This window comes from Empedobacter sp. UBA1574, assembly GCF_002322895.1.
GTDB classification, from domain to species: Bacteria; Bacteroidota; Bacteroidia; order Flavobacteriales; family Weeksellaceae; genus Empedobacter; species Empedobacter falsenii_B.
In genome coordinates, this window is record NZ_DCOI01000005.1 from 22,837 (window position 1) to 41,169 (window position 18,333).

General features: G+C 31.1%; 18 protein-coding genes. 10 read left to right on the plus strand and 8 right to left on the minus strand.

Annotated elements, in window-relative coordinates; genetic code table 11:
- Window positions 1-16 precede the first annotated feature (16 nt).
- From B3578_RS01445 to B3578_RS01475, 7 genes are all read left to right on the plus strand, one after another.
- Window positions 17-1,450, plus strand: coding sequence for a RagB/SusD family nutrient uptake outer membrane protein (locus tag B3578_RS01445; RefSeq protein WP_286495499.1), 1,434 nt, complete (start codon window positions 17-19; stop codon window positions 1,448-1,450).
- The gene (locus tag B3578_RS01450) at window positions 1,450-2,790 is read left to right on the plus strand and encodes a glucoamylase family protein (RefSeq protein WP_221855170.1); all 1,341 of its coding nucleotides are present in this window, start codon (window positions 1,450-1,452) and stop codon (window positions 2,788-2,790) included. The genes B3578_RS01445 and B3578_RS01450 overlap by 1 nt, the downstream gene beginning before the upstream one ends.
- Before the next feature lie 10 nt (window positions 2,791-2,800).
- Entirely contained in the window at window positions 2,801-5,047 is a 2,247-nt protein-coding gene (locus tag B3578_RS01455) for a glycoside hydrolase family 3 N-terminal domain-containing protein (protein WP_291046564.1), read from the plus strand.
- A gap of 93 nt (window positions 5,048-5,140) precedes the next feature.
- Window positions 5,141-5,593 carry an endonuclease/exonuclease/phosphatase family protein gene (locus B3578_RS01460; RefSeq protein ID WP_219034582.1) on the plus strand — a complete coding sequence of 151 codons (453 nt, stop codon included), beginning with the start codon at window positions 5,141-5,143 and terminating at the stop codon, window positions 5,591-5,593.
- A 29-nt stretch (window positions 5,594-5,622) separates the two neighbouring features.
- The gene (locus B3578_RS01465) at window positions 5,623-5,979 is read left to right on the plus strand and encodes an endonuclease/exonuclease/phosphatase family protein (protein ID WP_349676192.1); all 357 of its coding nucleotides are present in this window, start codon (window positions 5,623-5,625) and stop codon (window positions 5,977-5,979) included.
- Between the two features lie 5 nt (window positions 5,980-5,984).
- Window positions 5,985-7,439, plus strand: coding sequence for a glycoside hydrolase family 30 protein (locus B3578_RS01470; protein ID WP_219034584.1), 1,455 nt, complete (start codon window positions 5,985-5,987; stop codon window positions 7,437-7,439).
- 103 nt (window positions 7,440-7,542) lie between these two features.
- Window positions 7,543-8,394, plus strand: a complete 852-nt coding sequence (locus B3578_RS01475; RefSeq protein ID WP_219034585.1) for a carboxylesterase family protein — start codon at window positions 7,543-7,545, stop codon at window positions 8,392-8,394.
- Window positions 8,395-8,767: 373 nt separating this feature from the next.
- On the opposite strand, the gene B3578_RS01480 is transcribed toward B3578_RS01475, so the two are convergent.
- Genes B3578_RS01480 through B3578_RS01495 form a run of 4 tightly spaced genes read right to left on the minus strand, consistent with a single transcriptional unit; the run spans window position 8,768 to window position 11,012 of the window.
- A complete protein-coding gene (locus B3578_RS01480) occupies window positions 8,768-9,694 on the minus strand; it encodes an alpha/beta hydrolase (protein ID WP_291046572.1) in 927 nt (308 codons plus the stop codon).
- Window positions 9,691-10,287 (minus strand): hypothetical protein, encoded by a 597-nt coding sequence (locus tag B3578_RS01485; protein WP_291046575.1) that lies wholly within the window; start codon window positions 10,285-10,287, stop codon window positions 9,691-9,693. Before B3578_RS01485 ends, B3578_RS01480 begins: the two co-directional genes overlap by 4 nt.
- The gene (locus B3578_RS01490) at window positions 10,268-10,747 is read right to left on the minus strand and encodes a PH domain-containing protein (protein ID WP_291046578.1); all 480 of its coding nucleotides are present in this window, start codon (window positions 10,745-10,747) and stop codon (window positions 10,268-10,270) included. Before B3578_RS01490 ends, B3578_RS01485 begins: the two co-directional genes overlap by 20 nt.
- Window positions 10,740-11,012 carry a DUF2089 family protein gene (locus B3578_RS01495; protein ID WP_038331614.1) on the minus strand — a complete coding sequence of 91 codons (273 nt, stop codon included), beginning with the start codon at window positions 11,010-11,012 and terminating at the stop codon, window positions 10,740-10,742. The genes B3578_RS01490 and B3578_RS01495 overlap by 8 nt, the downstream gene beginning before the upstream one ends.
- 125 nt (window positions 11,013-11,137) lie before the next feature.
- On the opposite strand from B3578_RS01495, the gene B3578_RS01500 reads away from it, so the two are divergent.
- Complete coding sequence (locus B3578_RS01500; RefSeq protein ID WP_291046588.1) at window positions 11,138-11,680, plus strand: lipocalin family protein; 543 nt, start codon at window positions 11,138-11,140, stop codon at window positions 11,678-11,680.
- A 60-nt stretch (window positions 11,681-11,740) separates the two neighbouring features.
- Here the strand turns inward: B3578_RS01500 and B3578_RS01505 are convergent, their stop codons facing one another.
- Together B3578_RS01505 and B3578_RS01510 are read right to left on the minus strand one after the other, a co-directional pair.
- Complete coding sequence (locus B3578_RS01505; protein ID WP_291046591.1) at window positions 11,741-13,111, minus strand: peptidylprolyl isomerase; 1,371 nt, start codon at window positions 13,109-13,111, stop codon at window positions 11,741-11,743.
- A gap of 136 nt (window positions 13,112-13,247) precedes the next feature.
- Window positions 13,248-14,114, minus strand: a complete 867-nt coding sequence (locus B3578_RS01510; protein ID WP_125350348.1) for a hydroxymethylglutaryl-CoA lyase — start codon at window positions 14,112-14,114, stop codon at window positions 13,248-13,250.
- Between the two features lie 64 nt (window positions 14,115-14,178).
- On the opposite strand from B3578_RS01510, the gene pepT reads away from it, so the two are divergent.
- Window positions 14,179-15,420: a peptidase T gene (gene pepT, locus B3578_RS01515; protein WP_291046595.1), complete on the plus strand. Its 1,242-nt coding sequence runs from the start codon at window positions 14,179-14,181 to the stop codon at window positions 15,418-15,420.
- Between the two features lie 87 nt (window positions 15,421-15,507).
- Entirely contained in the window at window positions 15,508-16,176 is a 669-nt protein-coding gene (locus B3578_RS01520) for a head GIN domain-containing protein (RefSeq protein WP_280061376.1), read from the plus strand.
- 32 nt (window positions 16,177-16,208) lie between these two features.
- On the opposite strand, the gene B3578_RS01525 is transcribed toward B3578_RS01520, so the two are convergent.
- Both B3578_RS01525 and B3578_RS01530 read right to left on the minus strand, forming a co-directional pair.
- Window positions 16,209-17,300: a DUF3810 family protein gene (locus B3578_RS01525; RefSeq protein ID WP_291046602.1), complete on the minus strand. Its 1,092-nt coding sequence runs from the start codon at window positions 17,298-17,300 to the stop codon at window positions 16,209-16,211.
- Window positions 17,281-18,255 (minus strand): bile acid:sodium symporter family protein, encoded by a 975-nt coding sequence (locus tag B3578_RS01530; protein ID WP_291046605.1) that lies wholly within the window; start codon window positions 18,253-18,255, stop codon window positions 17,281-17,283. Before B3578_RS01530 ends, B3578_RS01525 begins: the two co-directional genes overlap by 20 nt.
- Window positions 18,256-18,333 lie beyond the last annotated feature (78 nt).

Genomic DNA, 18,333 nt, shown 5'->3' on the forward strand with positions numbered 1-18,333 from the left:
AGAAAATTTTAAAAAAATGAAAAAAAATATATTTAAAATAGTAACATTAGCTTCTATTCTTTCAATCGGAACATTAAGTTCATGTACAAGTGATTTTTTGAATGTAGATTCTCAAGAAAATATAGCTATTGATGATCAAGCTTCTCAATCTCCAGAAAAATATGTGAATGGTATTTACGGAATGTTTACAGATTGGGATTATGCATTCTCTTGGTTAGGAGTTACTGAAATGATTTCTGATAATGCAGATAAAGGAAGTTCCTCTACAGATAATGGTGGAGATAAAAGAGATTTAGACGAATTATTACATAGTTCTACAACTGGTTCTATCGAAGCTATGTGGAAACGTTTTTATAAAACAATTGGTAGAGCGTCATATTCTATAAAATATACGACAGAATCATCAATCACAGATGCAGAAAAAAATAGATTAATTGGGGAAGCAAAATTTTTGAGAGCTGTTTCTTATTTCTATTTGGTTCGTATGTTTGGAGATACTGTGATACAGGAGTTAGATGTTCCGGCGTCTTATTCAGTACGTAAACCAAAAGCAGAAGTTTATGCATACATTGAAGCAGATTTATTAGATGCAATATCAAAACTTCCTACTAAAAATGAATATGCTGCAAAAGATTTAGGACGTGCAACAAAAGGAGCTGCTCAAGCTTTATTGGCAAAGGTATATTTATACCAAGGAAAAAATCAACAAGCGTACGATATGGCTACAACCGTTGTTAATTCTGGTATTTATGATTTAGAAAGTGATTACGCAACAACTTGGAGAAAAGAAACTGAGAATGGTAAAGAGTCTTTATTTGAAATCCAAGCTCGTGGAGATGCTGTTGCGCATGGCGTTCAACAATATTCAGAAACTCAAGGAGCTCGTGGTACTGGAGGTTGGGGATGGGGATTCAATGTTCCTTCTCAAAATTTATTAGATGCTTTTAATGCTGAAGGAGATGCTATTCGTCGTGATGCAACAATCATTTTTAGAGGTGAAACTTTATATGACGGTCGTTTAGTTCCAACTTCTGTAGAAAACCCGATGTATAACGAAAAAGCGTATTCAAGTGCGAATCTTGGTTCTGCGGATGGAGACAAAAACATTCGTGTAATTCGTTTTTCTGAAGTTTTATTAATTCAAGCTGAAGCAGCAAATGAAATTGGGCAAGATGCTTTAACACCTCTTAATCGTGTTAGAACACGTGTAAAATTAGCTCCAATAGCAAGTATGTCTAAAGATCAATTACGATTAAAAATTTGGAATGAAAGACGTTTGGAGTTAGCATTTGAGCATGATCGTTGGTTTGATTTAGTTCGTACTGGTCAAGCAAAAGAGATGATGGCGAAAAATGGTAAAACTTTCGTTACTGGAAAACATGAATTGTTCCCAATTCCAAATGGACAAATTATTCAAACTCCAACAATGACTCAAAACCCAGGTTGGTAATGATTAAATTAAATAAAACAATAGTTACTTGCGCTTTTTTATGTGGCGCAAGTGCTTTTGCTCAAACAAAACAAGAAAATAAGCTGTTAGATAAAGTTCAAAAACAGACGATTCAATATTTTTGGGATTACGCTGAACCTCATTCAAAATTAGCTCGTGAACGTTTTCATCCTGATGGTTTTTATCCAGAAAATGATTCAAATATCATTACAACAGGAGGAACAGGATTTGGATTAATGAGTTTAATTGTTGGTATTGATCGCGAATTTATTCCAAGAAAAGAAGCAACTGAACGAATTTTAACAGGATTGAAATTTTTACAAAATGCAAATCGTTTTCATGGAGCTTGGCCACATTGGTTAAATGGCGAAACAGGAAAAGTAAAAGCTTTTAGTACATACGATAACGGAGGTGATTTGGTAGAAACTGCATTTCTTGCTCAGGGTTTAATTTGTTTGAAAGAGTATTTCAAAGATTCTAAAAATGAGAAAGAAATAGAGATTTCGCAATTAGCTGATCAACTTTGGAAAGAAATCGATTTCAATTTTTATACACGAGGAGAAAATGTGTTGTACTGGCATTGGTCTCCAAATTACGAATGGAAAATCAATTTTCCTTTAAAAGGATTTGATGAAACCATGATTACGTATGTTATTGCTGCGGCTTCTCCAAAACATTCTATCAATTCAGAAGTTTATTACAATGGTTGGACGAGAAATGGTGATATAAAATCAAATGATTCTGCATACGGAGTTCCATTGATTGTAAAGCATAACGGAGCTAATAAAAATGTTGGACCTTTATTTTGGGCACAATATTCATTTATTGGACTTAATCCGAACAATTTAATAGATGGAATTGGTATTGATTATGGAAAAGTAGTGAAAAATCAAGCAAAGATTCATTACATCTACAATCAACAAAAAACGGAAAGTTTCAAGAAGTACAAAAAAAATATGTGGGGATTAACGGCAAGTTATACCTTCAATCGAGATGGAACAGAAGGTTATACAGCACACTCTCCATTAAATGACAATAATGTAATTACGCCTACAGCTGCGTTATCGTCTTTCCCATATGCACCGAAAGAATCTATGGATTTCTTGAAGTTTATTTACGAAAAACAAAACAAAAGCTTGATTGGAGTAGCAGGTCCGTATGATGCGGTTGATGTAAAAAATGATCGAGTGATTACGAAATATTTGGCGATAGATCAAGGAACAATTACACCAATGATAGAGAATTATCGCTCTGGATTATTGTGGAAATTGTTTATGCAAAATGAAGATGTACAAAGAGGTTTAGACAAATTGAAATTCAAAACAACAGCCTCGAATTAAAATCAAAAAAATGAAAAAACTAATTTATTCAATTGCTTTCTTAGGATTAGCATTCAATACTTATGCGCAAAAAATAAAGTTTGATAAATCGAAATCGAAATCAGAGTTTATTGATTATGTGATGAGTCAAATGACGATTGATGACAAAGTGGGTCAGATGGTACAATATACCTATGATGGAGGTGATGTTACAGGCTCTGCAATTGATAAAAATTATATAAAATACACGAAACAAGGTATGATGGGGTCTGTATTTAACGCTACGACAACAGATATTACCAAAAAATTACAAAAAATTGCTGTTGAAGAAACACGTCTTGGAATTCCATTAATTTTTGGATACGATGTAATTCATGGTTATGAAACTATTTTTCCAATTCCACTTGGTGAAGCTTCTTCTTGGGATTTAAAAGCAATTGAAAAATCGGCTCGAATTGCTGCTGAAGAAACAGCTGCTGGCGGAGTTCATTGGACTTTTGCTCCGATGGTTGATATCGGTTTTGATCCTCGTTGGGGACGTGTTTCTGAAGGTGCAGGTGAAGATACTTTCTTAGGAAGTAAAATTGCAATAGCGCGTGTTAATGGTTTTCAAGGTAAAAGTTTATATGATTTAAATACCGTTTTAGCGTGTACAAAACACTTTGCAGGATATGCTTTAGCGCAGGCTGGTCGCGATTATGGTTCGGTAGAAATTTCTGATCGTTTCTTAAGAGATTATATTTTGCCGCCTTTCAAAGCGACTGTTGATGCAGGTGCTGGATCTTTCATGACGTCTTTCAACGAAATTGGAGGAGTTCCTTCTACAGCAAGTAAATATTTGTACGATCAAATTTTGCGTAAAGAGTGGAATTATAAAGGGTTTGTTGTAACAGATTATACGGCGATTCAGGAATTAGTTCCTCATGGAATTGCAAAAGATTTGGAAGAAGCAACTCTAAAATCGGTTGAAGCAGGAATTGAAATGGATATGATGAGTGGTGCTTTTCTTAATCATTTATCAAAATTGGTAAAAGAAGGAAAAGTAAAGCAAGATGTGATTGATACTGCGGTTCATAGAATTTTGGAAGCAAAATATGACTTAGGACTTTTTGAAGATCCATATCGTTATTCAAATGCAAAACGAGAGAAAGAAACGGTAATGAAACAAGAGTTTTTAAATGAAGCTCGTGATGTTGCGCGTAAATCAATGGTTTTATTAAAGAATGAGAAACAAATTTTACCATTAAAAGAATCTCAAAAAGTTGCGGTAATTGGACCTTTAGTTAAAGATGAAAAAAACATCATCGGAAACTGGGCTGCACGTGGAGATCGATACGGAAAAGCGTGGTCTGTTTGGGAAGGTTTGAACGATGTTTTAGGTAAAAATGCAAAAATTACTTACGCACAAGGAACAGAACTTAATTCGTCTAAAACTGATGGTTTTCAAGAAGCAATTAATTTAGCGAAAAACTCGGATGTAATTGTTGCGGTTATGGGAGAAAACGAGAATCAAACAGGTGAAGCTGCTTCTCAAACAAATATAGATTTACCAGGAAATCAGAAAGAATTATTAAAAGAATTAAAGAAACTTGGTAAGCCAATTGTTTTAGTTTTAATGGCTGGTCGTCCAATGACAATTTCGTGGGAAAATGATAATATGGATGCAATTTTATACGCATGGTATCCAGGAACAATGGGAGGTTTAGCGATTACAGATGTGTTGTATGGAAAATACAATCCTTCGGCCAAAACACCGATGACATTTCCTCGTTCTGTAGGTCAAATTCCAATTCATTACAATCAAAAAAATACAGGTAGACCTTATTTAGGAGAAAGTGATGCAGAGCAAAAATATAAATCTCGTTATACAGATTCTCCGAATTCGCCTTTATATCCATTTGGTTATGGTTTAAGTTATACAACGTTTGATTATAGTAACTTAAAAGTGAATAAATCAACGATGAAGAATGGAAAAGATGAAATAAAAGTCACTGTAAATGTTAAAAATACAGGAAACTACGATGGAGAAGAAGTAGTACAATTATATGTTCGCGATTTAGTAGGAAGTGTGACGCGTCCAGTTCGAGAATTGAAAGGTTTTGATAAAGTGATGATTAAGAAAGGAGAAACAAAAACAATTACGTTTACATTAACTCCAGAAGATTTAAAATTCCACGATATCAATATGAATTATGTTGCTGAAGCTGGAGATTTCGACATTTTTGTTGGAGGAAATTCAGACGCAACGCTTAAAACAAGTTTTACTTTAGTTGATTAAATTCCTCATTTATAGTTTTAGTTAGAAATTTAATTTATTTCTCATCCAAGTAAGTATTGTTGTGCTTACTTGGAATTTTTTAACATCACACACATGAAAAAATATATTAGTTTAAGTTTAGTTTTAATCATGACAATGATAGGTTTTGCACAACAAAATTTATCAATTATGTCTTACAATATTAGATTAGCGTCTGTTGATGATGGCGCAAATCATTGGAATATTCGCAAACAAAAATTGGTTGATTTAATCAAGTATTATGATGCTGATTTTGTTGGTGTACAAGAAGCGCAAGTTCCTCAGTTAGATTTTATCAAACAAAATAATTCGAGTTTAGATTTTATTGGATCTCCTCGAAATGATGATAAAAATGCTGAATATTCTGCTATTTTCTACAAAAAAGATCAATATAAAGTTTTAGAACAACATACTTTTTGGTTATCAGAAACGCCAGAAAAAATGTCGAAAGGTTGGGATGCTTCTTATTATAGAATTATCACTTACGGATTATTTCAAGATAAAAAAACGAAAATACATTTTGGATAATCAATACACATTTTGATAATGATGGAAAAATTGCGCGTCAAAAATCGTTAGAAATGATTGATAATTTAATTCAAAAGTTAACTGAAAAGAAAAACGTTCCAGCATTTTTTATGGGAGATTTTAATATGAATCAAAACGATGAATCTGTTAAATATATTCAAAACAAATATTTAGATACTCGTCTAAATGCGCAAATGGTTTATGGACCAGATTTTACATGGGAAGATTTTAAATTCAATGTAAAAGGAACAGAAATTTTAGATTACATTTTTTACAAAAAGAATTCAAAAGTAACGTGTAAAAGTTTCAATACGATTGATGATTTCTACGATTTCAAATATCCATCAGATCATTTACCAATTTTAGCCAAATTTTTAATTCAATAATAATTATGACAAAATCACATTTGAAATATCCTCTTATTGCAGCTTTATTGTTAAATTATTTTGCCGTAAATGCGCAAGATTTTAAACTTTCGAACAAGAAAATCGAAATATATACAACTGCTAAAAATACGAATCAACGTATCGCAAAATGGACAGATAAGTTAGCTGTAAAAAAGTTTCCACAACCAAAAGAAACAGATATTGCAATTTTTATTGATCCAAAACGTAAATTCCAAAAATTTGAAGGAATTGGAGGAGCTATCACAGATGCTTCAGCAGAAGTTTTAGCAAAATTGCCAAAGAAAGCGCAACAAGAAATTATCAAAGCTTATTATAGCGAAAAAGAAGGAATTGGTTATTCGTTGATTAGAACAACAATAAATTCGAGTGATTTTTCGAGCGATAGTTACACGTATGTAAAAGATAATGATAATGAGTTAAAAACTTTTGACATTGCACATGATTTGAATTATAAAATTCCGATGATTAAAATGGCAAAAGCAGAAATGAAAGATGCTTATCGTTTATATGCAAGTCCTTGGAGTCCGCCAGCTTGGATGAAAACGAATAACAGTATGTTAAAAGGAGGTTCTTTGAAACCTGAATATTACCAAACTTGGGCTAACTATTTTGTGAAATTTATCGAGAATTATGAGAAAATTGGTTTACCAATTTGGGGAGTTTCTATTCAGAACGAACCAATGGCAACGCAAACATGGGAATCGTGTATTTATACAGCTGAAGAAGAACGTGATTTCTTGAAAAATAATTTAGGTCCGACTTTTCACCAAAAAGGATTAAAAGACAAAAAAATTATTGTGTGGGATCATAACCGTGATTTAATTTACCAGCGTGCTTCAACTATTTTGAATGATCCTGAAGCTGCTAAATATGTTTGGGGAGTTGGTTTTCACTGGTACGAAACATGGAACGGAAGCGTGAATTTATTCAATAATGTAGCGTTAACTCACGAAGCTTTCCCGAATGTTAATCTAATTTTTACAGAAGGTTGTAAAGAACAATTTGATTACAATCAAATGGGAAATTGGGCATTGGGTGAAAAATATGGTTACAATATGATCAACGATTTTAACTCCGGAACAGTTGCTTGGACAGATTGGAATGTTTTGTTGGATGAAAAAGGAGGACCAAATCACGTAGGAAATTTCTGTTTTGCACCAATTCATGGTGATACTAGAAATGGACAAGTTACGTATACAAATTCGTTTTACTACATTGGTCAATTCTCAAAATTTATTCGTCCAGGTGCGCAAAGAATTGCAGCATCGTCTAATCGTTCAGATTTAATGACGACTTCTTTTGTAAACAAAGACGGAAAAGTTGTGGTGGTTGTGATGAATCAAACAGATAAACCTTATCAATATAATTTATGGATAGAAGGAGAAGCTGTTGAGGTGAATTCGCAAGAACATTCGATTAGCACAATCATTATTTCGTAAAAAAATAGAATAATTAAAGGGAAAATTATTTATAGTAAATTGCTTGACAAATTGACAACGTAAGAAGTTAAAGTCAAGCAATTTTTATTTAAAATAGAAGAAAATGAAATATTTAGTTGCCTTATTTTTAATGATAAGTTATACATATGCGCAGAAAACGATAGTATATGATAAAAAAAATAATTTAGCGTTTGATATTTATTATCCGAAAAACTATAAAGAGAATCAAACCTATAATGTATTTGCTTGGGTACACGGAGGCGGATTTTCAGGAGGAACAAGAGCGGATAAAGAAGAAATTGAACGAATGAAAGATGCTCAAGAAAGAGGTTTCGTAGCTGTTTCTATCTCGTATAGATTATTGGCAAATTCTTCGGCTGGTTTTGGGTGTGATTTGCCAAAACAAGAAAAGTTGATGATTTTTAAAGAAGCCTCTTTTGATGTTTTAACTGCGCTAAATTTTATTCAAAATAATTCAAAAGAACTTAAATTCTCGATTAATAAATTAATTTTAGGAGGAAGTAGTGCAGGAGCGGAGACTATTCTAAATGCTTATTATTTGAGAGATTTATGGTACGGAAATCAATTCAATCAAGTTAAAATTGATGGATTAGTAAGTTATGCAGGAGCGATTGTAGACAATCGTTATGTTACAAAATCGAGTGTTTTGCCAACAGTTTATGTACATGGTTTAAGCGATGATGTTGTACCAGCTTACAATGCGCCACACAGAAGTTGTTTGGATAATCAACAAGGGTTTTTTCCTTTAAATGGTTCTGCTACTTTAGAAGATTTGAATAGAAAATATAGTCAGGCATCTTTTGCTATTTTCTCTAATTCAGGAAAACATGAATGGTCTGGATTAAGAAAGCAATATTTAGACGAAGTTTTCAATTTTATTAATCAATCAATAATTGGAAATAAAAAAGTAAATAATCGAATAATTGTTGACTAATAAAAATATAAGTACATGATAAATTATTTAATGATTATAAATATAAAACAAACAAAGAGCAAAATTTCTTCTGCTCTTTGTTAAATAACCTAACCAACTTTATACTATGAAAAATCTGTATAATCTTTAAACTCCTTTGTTACGAATCACAAATAAGAATTGTAAATTTAGAAATACAATTATTGTTTTAAATTGATGTAGATCAAGAAATAATAATTAAACAAAATGTAGAATCTGATTCAGTTTTAGCTAATGGAACAATGACAATCACTCGAAAATCTGATAAAAAAAACTACAGTGATAAATTTTGAAGGAGGAACAGCTTGTTAATTCTTAAATAAAAAGACAAAGCAATTTGCTTTGTCTTTTATAGTTAGTTTTTGAGGATAAAATTAGAAATGACTTCTACTAATTCTATATTTATTGGAAGTTCTGGGTTGTTGTAAGAAGATAAATCATCTTTTGAAGTAACATTTTTTAAAACGTGATTCATCCCTTTGATAATAACAGCAGATTTAGGAGATAGGTTTTTAGCGTTCTCCGTATCAACTTGAATATCCATACCCCCTTGAATCACTAAAAAAGGAATAGTTAATTTATTGATTTCATTTACAGGATTATATTTAATCCAAGAAATTAAATAAGGTTGTACACTTTTACGAAATAATGAAGATAAATTAGGATTAATATTATTTACAGTATTTCCATTTTTCAAAGAATCTATAATAGCATACGATTCGGTTTTTAATTGTTCAGGAAGTAGATTTAATTGTTTTTTAAGTATTTGGTCAATAGATTCTCCTGCACCAGAAATCGAGATGAATTTGTCGACATTTTTTGAAGATGCAAGCATTCCAATTAATGAACCTTCGCTGTGTCCAGCTATTGAAATAGAACCAAATCTTTTATCTTTTTTTAAGAAAGTTATCCAATTCCTTGCGTCCTCAACGTAATCATCAAATGTAAGTTTAGACTCGTCCAAATTAGCAATAGAACTTTCTCCGATTCCTCTTTTGTCATAGCGAATAGATGCAATTCCTTTTTCAGCTAAACTATGAGCTAAATATTTCAAAGAGTTATTAATCATCATATTATTGTTTCCATTTCTATCTGTTGGTCCAGAACCAGAAATTAATAAAACAATTGGTATTTTAGATTTTGCATTTTGAGGTAAACATAATGTTCCAAATAATTTAACTTGATTTTCGTTAAGTTGAATATCTGATTCTGTGAAATCATTTTTTGATTGACCAAAAACTGTAGAACAAATAAGTATAAAGAAAAATAAAACTTTTTTCATATTTTTTGTGGTATTAATAATGATAATATTGTGGTTAAAACAATGATAAATAACAAGGTAGCAATGAAAGCAAAAACTTGTTTTGTATTTTTCATGTTTGTAACAGTTTTGAAACCTATGTATAAAAAATAGAGCATTATACACAAGAAAAATATCGCAATAAAAGCTACAATTACAAGTACAATCATTGTTGGGGCTTCATGTAAAACTTCGAGATTATTTGTTGTAATTCCTTTTAGAACTTTGTTCATACTTTTGTTTACAATTGGAGTAAAATCCGTTATGAATACAATGTAATAAGCGATTCTTGAGATTAAAACAACGTTTACAATGTCTATAATTCGTGTTCTGTTATTGATGATTTTTCCTAAAATATAAAATAGGAGAATAGCAATCGCTAGATTTCTCGTATTTTGATACAACAAATCGAGATAAGAATAAGGAATTCCATTTTTCTTGATGCTTAAAAAATCAGGGAAAAAAGATTCAGTAATTTTGGCGATATAAGTGAAAAAGAAATGCGAAAATAGCCCAATAATGAATAGTATTTTTTCATCGAAATATGCAAATGGATTAAGGAGTTTTTTTATCATTTTTTAGTGTATTTATTGTGTTAACAAATTCATCTGGCTGATCGCAGCTCACCAAATATTTTACATTTTCTAATTCAATAGCAACAAGTTTTGTACGATTTTTTATATTGCATCGATAATTGTCCATAGATCTTCCTATCAAACCTATAAATCCTCTGCATCCAACGATTATCAAATTATTTTGAGATTTTCTTGTAATAATTTTCACTTCATTTATCGGAATAATATTCGTTTTTATTTTTGAAATAAGATAAATATTATTCAAATCAACTTTAATTTTATTTAAAGAGATTAAATAATAATACGCAAACAATGGATAAATAATGATTGCATAAATCACCGCAACATATACTTCTGTTTCTTTAAACAATATTCCTCCAATTAAGATTAATAATACAATTAAAATAGCAGTTGTAACCTTAAAAAATAGCGACATCGATACTGAAAATTCTTTATTCATCGGACATTGTTTTTATTTTATTAATCAAATCATCTACTTTATTTCGCATGGTTGGATAGCTGACTTCAAATTCTTTCGCCATGTCTTTTAAACTTCCTGAGTTGACAAAGAATTGCATAATAAATGCTTGTTCTTCATTTGTAAGTTTCAGAAATAAAGGAAGTTCATAGTTTCCTACAACTTGTGTTTCGCAATGGTTGCAAATTAATTTTTCGACTGCTAATTCTTCGGCACAGCTGGGACATATAACAGGAAGTTTTTTCATTTGGTTAAATAATATTAAAATTAATTTTAATAAAGTTAAATGAAATTTTAATTAATTCAAAATTTGAAATCATATTTTTTCAACTTTAATATTATTGATACATTTGCAACCTAAGTTTTAGTAAAATGAATTTTAAGAAATTAGCCCTTGCAGCATTGGCGCTAGGGACAACAGCATATATCGTTAATCACAATAGGAAAAAGGTAAAATATAAACCAGCTCAAAATTTTGATTTAGGTGGATTTTTAGGACGTTGGTACGAGATTGCACGTTTGGAAAATAAAGCACAAAAAGGACAAACAAATGTGACACATCGTTTTAATTTGAACGAAGAAAATGGGCAATTGGAAGTGATTGTACGCGGATATAATGCGAAGAAAAAAGGATGGGAAAAGATTGAAGGAATTGCTACGCAAGATATTGAAAATGTTGGGTTGTTCTCGACAACGTTTTTACCAATTTTAGCAAAAAAATTATATGTAATTGATTTTGATAAAGATTACAATAATGTATTAGTTGCAAGTGAAGATTATAAAAAGTTATGGATTCTATCGCGTAAGAAAGAGATTTCGGATAAGGTAAAAGACAGATTTTTTGATTCGGCAAAGAAAGTAGGATTTGATCCAAGTAAGTTAATTTGGCCTTCTCAAGTTCCAATTGCGAAATAAGATTATTTATTTTTAAAACATAAAAAAAGCCTCGAGAATTTCTCGAGGTTTTTTGTTTTATTATTTTTGGTTTTTCTTTTCCCAATCGATCGGGAAATTACAACTTTGGTACTCTTTTCCAATTTTAATGTAAGCATCACCAACTTGACGTTTTACCCAATCCATCAACAATGTTCGTTCTTTATCTTGAACTGCAAATTTCTGAATTCTATAATAATCATCTTGGTAATTGATTTTATGCTCTGGATAAAATTTATTGATTTTTAAGATTCTTAAAGCTTTTCTGTTATCAAAATCATCTTCGAAAACTTGAGAAATATCTCCTTCATTCAATGTTGCAATCGCTGTAAACATTGGTAGAGGCAAAGCCATTTTCTCGAAACGATCGTCACCAGAATTTTGGTTCATGATATTTCCTGAGTTAAATTTTGTGTATTTATCATCAGAAAATCTTAATGCAGCATCTTTAAATGTCATTTTTCCGTCGTTAATTAAAACTCGAATCGAATCTAATTTATTATAAGCCTTTTTTATTTCTTCTTCTGTTGGTTTCAACGTAATCAAGATATGGCGCAAATCTAATTCTTGTCCACGACGTTTTTCTAACTTAATAATATGATATCCAAAATCAGTTTTGAATGGATCAGAAATTTCACCTTCTTGTAAGTTAAACGCCACCGCATCAAACTCTTTTACCATTTTACCACGAGAAACTTTTTTGTATTCACCTCCGTTACTTGCAGAACCTGGATCTTCTGAATATAAAATTGCTTTCGTTGCAAAAGAAGCACCTTCTTCAATTTCTTTTTTGATTTCTTTTAATTGATCAATAATCTTTTGTTGATTTTCTTGCGAAACTTCAGGATAAGTTACAATATGGCTAATCGAAACTTCGTCTTTTACGTCTGGTAACTCACCTTGGTGTTTTTCGAAAAACAAACGAACTTCTTCTGGCGTAGCATCAGCACCTTTTACAACCATTTCTCTTTTGTTACGTGCATAAATATTATCTTCTACGATATATTTAGTTTCGTTTTTCATTTCCGCCATTGTACGGAATCCGAAATAGTCTAAAATTTGTTTTTCTCCTCCAGCTTGAGCAATCAAACCTTCGATTTGGTTGTTTAATTGACGAGTTACCTCGTCTTGTGTCACTTTGATTAAAGTATCTTGTTTTGCACGATCAACCAACATTTTGTCTAACATAATGTCATTTAGGAAATCACATTTGTCTTCGACTTTCATCCCTTGTTGTTTCGACATTAAATAGTCACGATCTACATCAGACTCTAAAACAATCTGATCTCCGACAACAGCAGCTATACCATCTACTTTAGCAAGACGTTTTGGTGTTGGTTTTGCTGTTTGTGCAAAAGTATTTACCGTAAATAATGCTGCAATTAGCAACATCATACTCGATTTAAATTTCATATACTTTAATTTCATTTTAATATTCTAAGCTCGATAAAAAAACTTACCGATGAGCAAATTTAACTTTTTTTGTTAAAGTCCAACATATTTTAATTTCCTTTAACAAAAGAATTGATTTTTTAGTTTATTGTTAAGATTAAACTAAGCCAAATGTACGCAAAGAAACATTCCAAGCAGATTCGAAATCAAAAAGATTCAAACCATGTTTTTCTTTGTGCTCATTTGCGAAACTAATTAATTTCTCGGTTGGCATATTTCCGACCATATCACTTTTTGACATTGGACATCCGCCCAAACCTTTTATAGCGCCATCAAAACGACGACAACCATTATCATAAGCGGCTTGTACTTTGGAATGCCATTCGGTATAAACGGTATGAAAATGTGCGCCAAATTCAATTTCTGGATAATGAGGAATCAAATTTTGGAACAAATCAACAATTGTTTTTTCGTCTGCAACACCAATTGTATCTGATAGATTGATTGAAGAAATTCCGATATCCGCCATTTTTTTAGACCATTCTTTTACGATTTCTTCATTCCAAGTTTCTCCATAAGGGTTTCCAAACGCCATCGAAAGATAAATTAACATATGTTTACCATTATCATTTGAGATTTGGTTGATTTCTTTCACCATTTCAAACGCTTCTTCACGACTTTTATTCGTGTTGAATTGTTGAAAATTCTCTGAAATAGAAAAAGGAAATCCAATAATATCCACTTTTTCGTGCTCAGCAGCTTTCATTGCGCCACTTTTATTGGCAACAACAACAGATAATTTCGATTTTGAATTGGTTTTATCAATATTATCTAAAACTTCTTTTGTGTCCGCCATCTGTGGAATCGCTTTTGGCGAAACAAAACTTCCACAATCTATCGCTTCAAAACCAACAGTCAATAAACGATTTAAGTAATCGATTTTCTTATCAGTTGGAATAAAATCTTTGCGTCCTTGCATTGCATCACGAGGACATTCAATAATTTTAAAAGTTAGCTCACTCATTTTTTTGGTTTATTTGCGCCTTAAAGGTAGATAATTTAGTAATTTTGACAAAAATTAAAACGCAATGCAAACAGAATGGAGAGAAAAGTTGGTAACACGCTTTTTGAAATATGTTAAAACTTACACTGAAAGTGAAGCTTTTTTAGATAAATTTCCAAGTACAGACCGTCAATGGGATTTAGCAAATTATTTGGTTGAAGAGTTAAAACAAATCGGTTTAGAAGATGTTTCAATAGATGAAAACGGGTATGTTTTTGGATATGTTCCTTCTACAGTTGATCACGAAGTGCCTACTATTGGTTTTGTTTCTCATATGGATACATCGCCAGATTTTTCTGGAGAAAATGTACAACCTCAAATTTGGGAAAATTACGATGGTGGAGATATCAAATTGAACGAATCAATGATTTTATCACCAAACGAGTTCCCTGAATTATCTCAATATAAAGGTCAAACAATCATTACAACTGATGGTACAACATTATTAGGTGCTGATGATAAAGCTGGTGTTGCTGAAATTGTAACAGCTGCAGAATATTTGATTGCTCATCCAGAAATTAAACATGGACGTATTGCTATTGGATTTACACCTGACGAAGAGGTTGGTCGCGGTGCAGATTTCTTTAATGTAGAGAAATTTGGTGCTGAATGGGGTTACACAATGGATGGTTCTGAAATTGGAGAATTAGAGTACGAAAACTTTAATGCTGCATCTGGAATTGTTACAATCAAAGGTAAATCTGTTCACCCAGGTTATGCAAAAGATAAGATGATTAATGCATCTAATATTGCGATGGAGTTTGCTGCACAATTACCAAACGACGAAGTTCCTGAATTAACTGATGGTCGTGAAGGATTCTTCCATTTAGCTAAAATCACAGGAAATGTATCTGAAGCAAAAATGGTGTACATTATCCGTGATCACGATATGGAGCAATATGAAGCGCGTAAAGCTTTATTCTTACAAATTGCTGCTGATATTCAAGAGCACTTTGATCATGAAGTAATTACAGCAGAAGTTTCTGATCAATATTTTAATATGATTGAAAAAGTAAAAGAGAAATTTCAATCAGTTGAAATCGCAGAACAAGCTTTGAAAGACTGTGGAGTTACACCAAATATCAAACCAATTCGTGGTGGTACAGACGGTGCTCGTTTATCTTTTATGGGATTACCTTGTCCTAATATCTTTGCTGGAGGTCACAATTTCCACGGACCTTACGAATATGTACCAGTAGAATCTATGGAAAAAGCAACAGAAATTATTGTACGTATTGCAGAATTAACAGCTGAAGGAGCGAAATAATTCTTACAATATATCTTAAAAATAACTTAAGTTTTCTTTTTTGGTTTAAATTTTGTGTAATTTCAAATCAAATTAGAAAACTTTTTTATGAAAAATATCGTATTGTCAGCAGCCGCTATATTTTGTTCAACTTTTGCATTTGCGCAAGAAGAGATAAATGTTGGAGATTTTAATATCTTAAAAGTTTATGATAAAATTCCGGTTGAATTAATTTCTTCAAATGAAAACTTAGTAAAAATAGATGGAGTTAATGCAAGTGATGTTCAAGTTGAGAATAATAAAGGTGAACTGAAATTGAAAATGACAGGAACCAAATTGATGCAAGGAGGAGAAGCAACGGTTAAGGTTTATTACAAATCGTTATACGAAATTCAGGCAAGTCAAGGTTCTCGCATTTATTCTGATGATGTCGTAAAATCGCAAGCATTGTATTTGACGTCTAACGAAGGTTCATCTATCAAATTACCAATCGAAACATCAAAATTAGAAGTCAAAATAAATTCTGGTGCAGAAGTAATTTTAACTGGTGATACAGAATTTCAGACTGTAATTGCAAATTCTGGAGGAAAATATTATTCGAAAACATTAAATTCTGATACAGCAAGTTTAACAACAAATGCTGGTGGTGTAATAGAAGCGAGAGCAGAGAAATCTGTAGAAGCAAAAACTAGAGCAGGTGGAGTGATTGATATTTATGGTAATCCAACGCAGCGTAATCAGAAAAAATTAGCTGGCGGAAAAATTAATTTTAAATAATTAAAACTTTAACAATAATAGAAAAGCAACGATTAATTCGTTGCTTTTTTTGTTTGATACAACAAGTAAATCAATTCGACATATTTGCTATAACTTATCGTTCCTTCTTGATTATTTGCCTTCAAAAACTGATTATTTAATTCAGAAAAAGTATCGCTCGTAGCGCCTTCATATTTCAAATAATGTTTTAATTCGGCTTTTCTGTCTTGCTTTATTTTAGAATGCATATTATCCAATTCCATTTTCACAAAATACGGATCAGATTTGTAAATAGCGCCTAACAGTGTGTAAATACTTTTGTAATAAACAGAATAATTAATTTCAGGATTTTTAGATTTTGTACCTAAATAATAAGCTAAAAAATTAGCTTCACTTTCTGATGCAAATCCCATTTGGTGTCCATATTCGTGGAAAAGTGTTGCAGGTTGTTTCAAATTTGTATTGTATCTGTTCAGATTTGCTTCTGCCGTAAAAGGGTTATAGTATCCCAAAATACCCATATAATTTTGCATTTCCGAAATCCAAGATAATTTGTATTGTGTATCTTTTAATAATCGATAATTTTTTAACCATTTTACATTATTTACTTGGTGTTGTAAAGCAAAAAATTCTTGATTATAATCTTTTAAATTAGATTTGAATTTTATCGTTGTTGTTGAATCATTGTGTTCGATTAAATTTCTTGCTGATATTGCTTTATCAAGTTCGTAGCAATAGATTTCTTTCAGAATTTTAGGTTGAATAACGATTTTTTCTTTGTCAATAGTTAATGTTTGTTTTTTGTACATCACGCTCCAAGCAAACGTGTAAATAAAATAGATACAGTTTACAAAAATCATAATGCAATAAATTGAATGCGAAACTTTTTCTTTCGATTTGAAAAAACTTCGAATCAATTTAAAAATCAATACAAAACCGATTATTCCAATGATTAAATAAAACAATTCTCCAACAGGAAAATGAACTGAATTCGTAATTTTTGCAATAAATCCTGAAATTGGAAATGTAAGATGATTGACGATGAAATCATCAACGCTTTCGATTGAAAATAGTATCGAAAATAAAATAATTTGAAATAGAAAAATAAGGATACTTCGATAAGTTTTATTCAACTTCTTTAGCATATTGATTAGCGATATAACTGATATAAATTAACTGAAAAGTGTGGTAAAGCATAACCGGAATCAAATAAATACCGATATCTCCCGTAAAAATAACTGCTGCAATTACCGAGCCATGAACCAATGATTTTTTAGTCGAACAAAATTGAATTGTGATATCATCTTCTCGATTAAAATTCATTTTCTTACCAATCCATTTTGAAAGTTTGAAAAAGAAAAAGAATAACGCAACTACAATTATGAAAACTGCCAACAACGGAAGAACGCCTAATTTTATAAATAATCCATCCAAAAAAGTATGACTAAAACTGTTGTAAACAATAAGTACAATGGTTAGTTTATCTAAATTACCGAATTGCTTTTTATATTTATTGTAAAAGAACCCTAAATAAGGTTGAAGAAGAGCTCCGATAAAAACAGGTAAAATAATTTTAAGAACTAAATCCAAAAAAGTTCCTAATAAATCAAATTCACCATTACTTTTTGATAAAAACAAACTCATCCAAAGCGGTGTAACAACAATACCTATTAGTCCAGAAATACTTGCGTTAAAGATAGCACTTGGTATATTTCCTTTCGCAATAGAAACCATTACAACTGACGAAGAAACTGTACTTGGTAACGCGGCTAAATAAAATATTGCGACATACAGAGTAAAATAAATTGGGTAATTTTTTATGAAAGGATAGAAACACAAGACTAATAATGGAAAAAATATAAATGTGATGGATTGAATCAAGACATGCATTTTCCAATTTGCTAAATCTTTAAAAACTTCTTTCCAATTAAGTTTTAATCCATAAAAAAAGAATACTAAGATAACTCCAATATCAATTATTGTATTCAGATTGAAATCCTTGTAAGACCACAAACTAATATCTGGGAAAAAATATGCGACAACAATGGCAACGAATAAAAACAGAATAAAAGGGTCGGGTAATTTATTTAGAATTTTCAAAATCAATAAAATTTAAACAAAAATAATAAATAAGATGATAAACATTTACTAAATATTTAATACTTTCGTTTTAAAGTA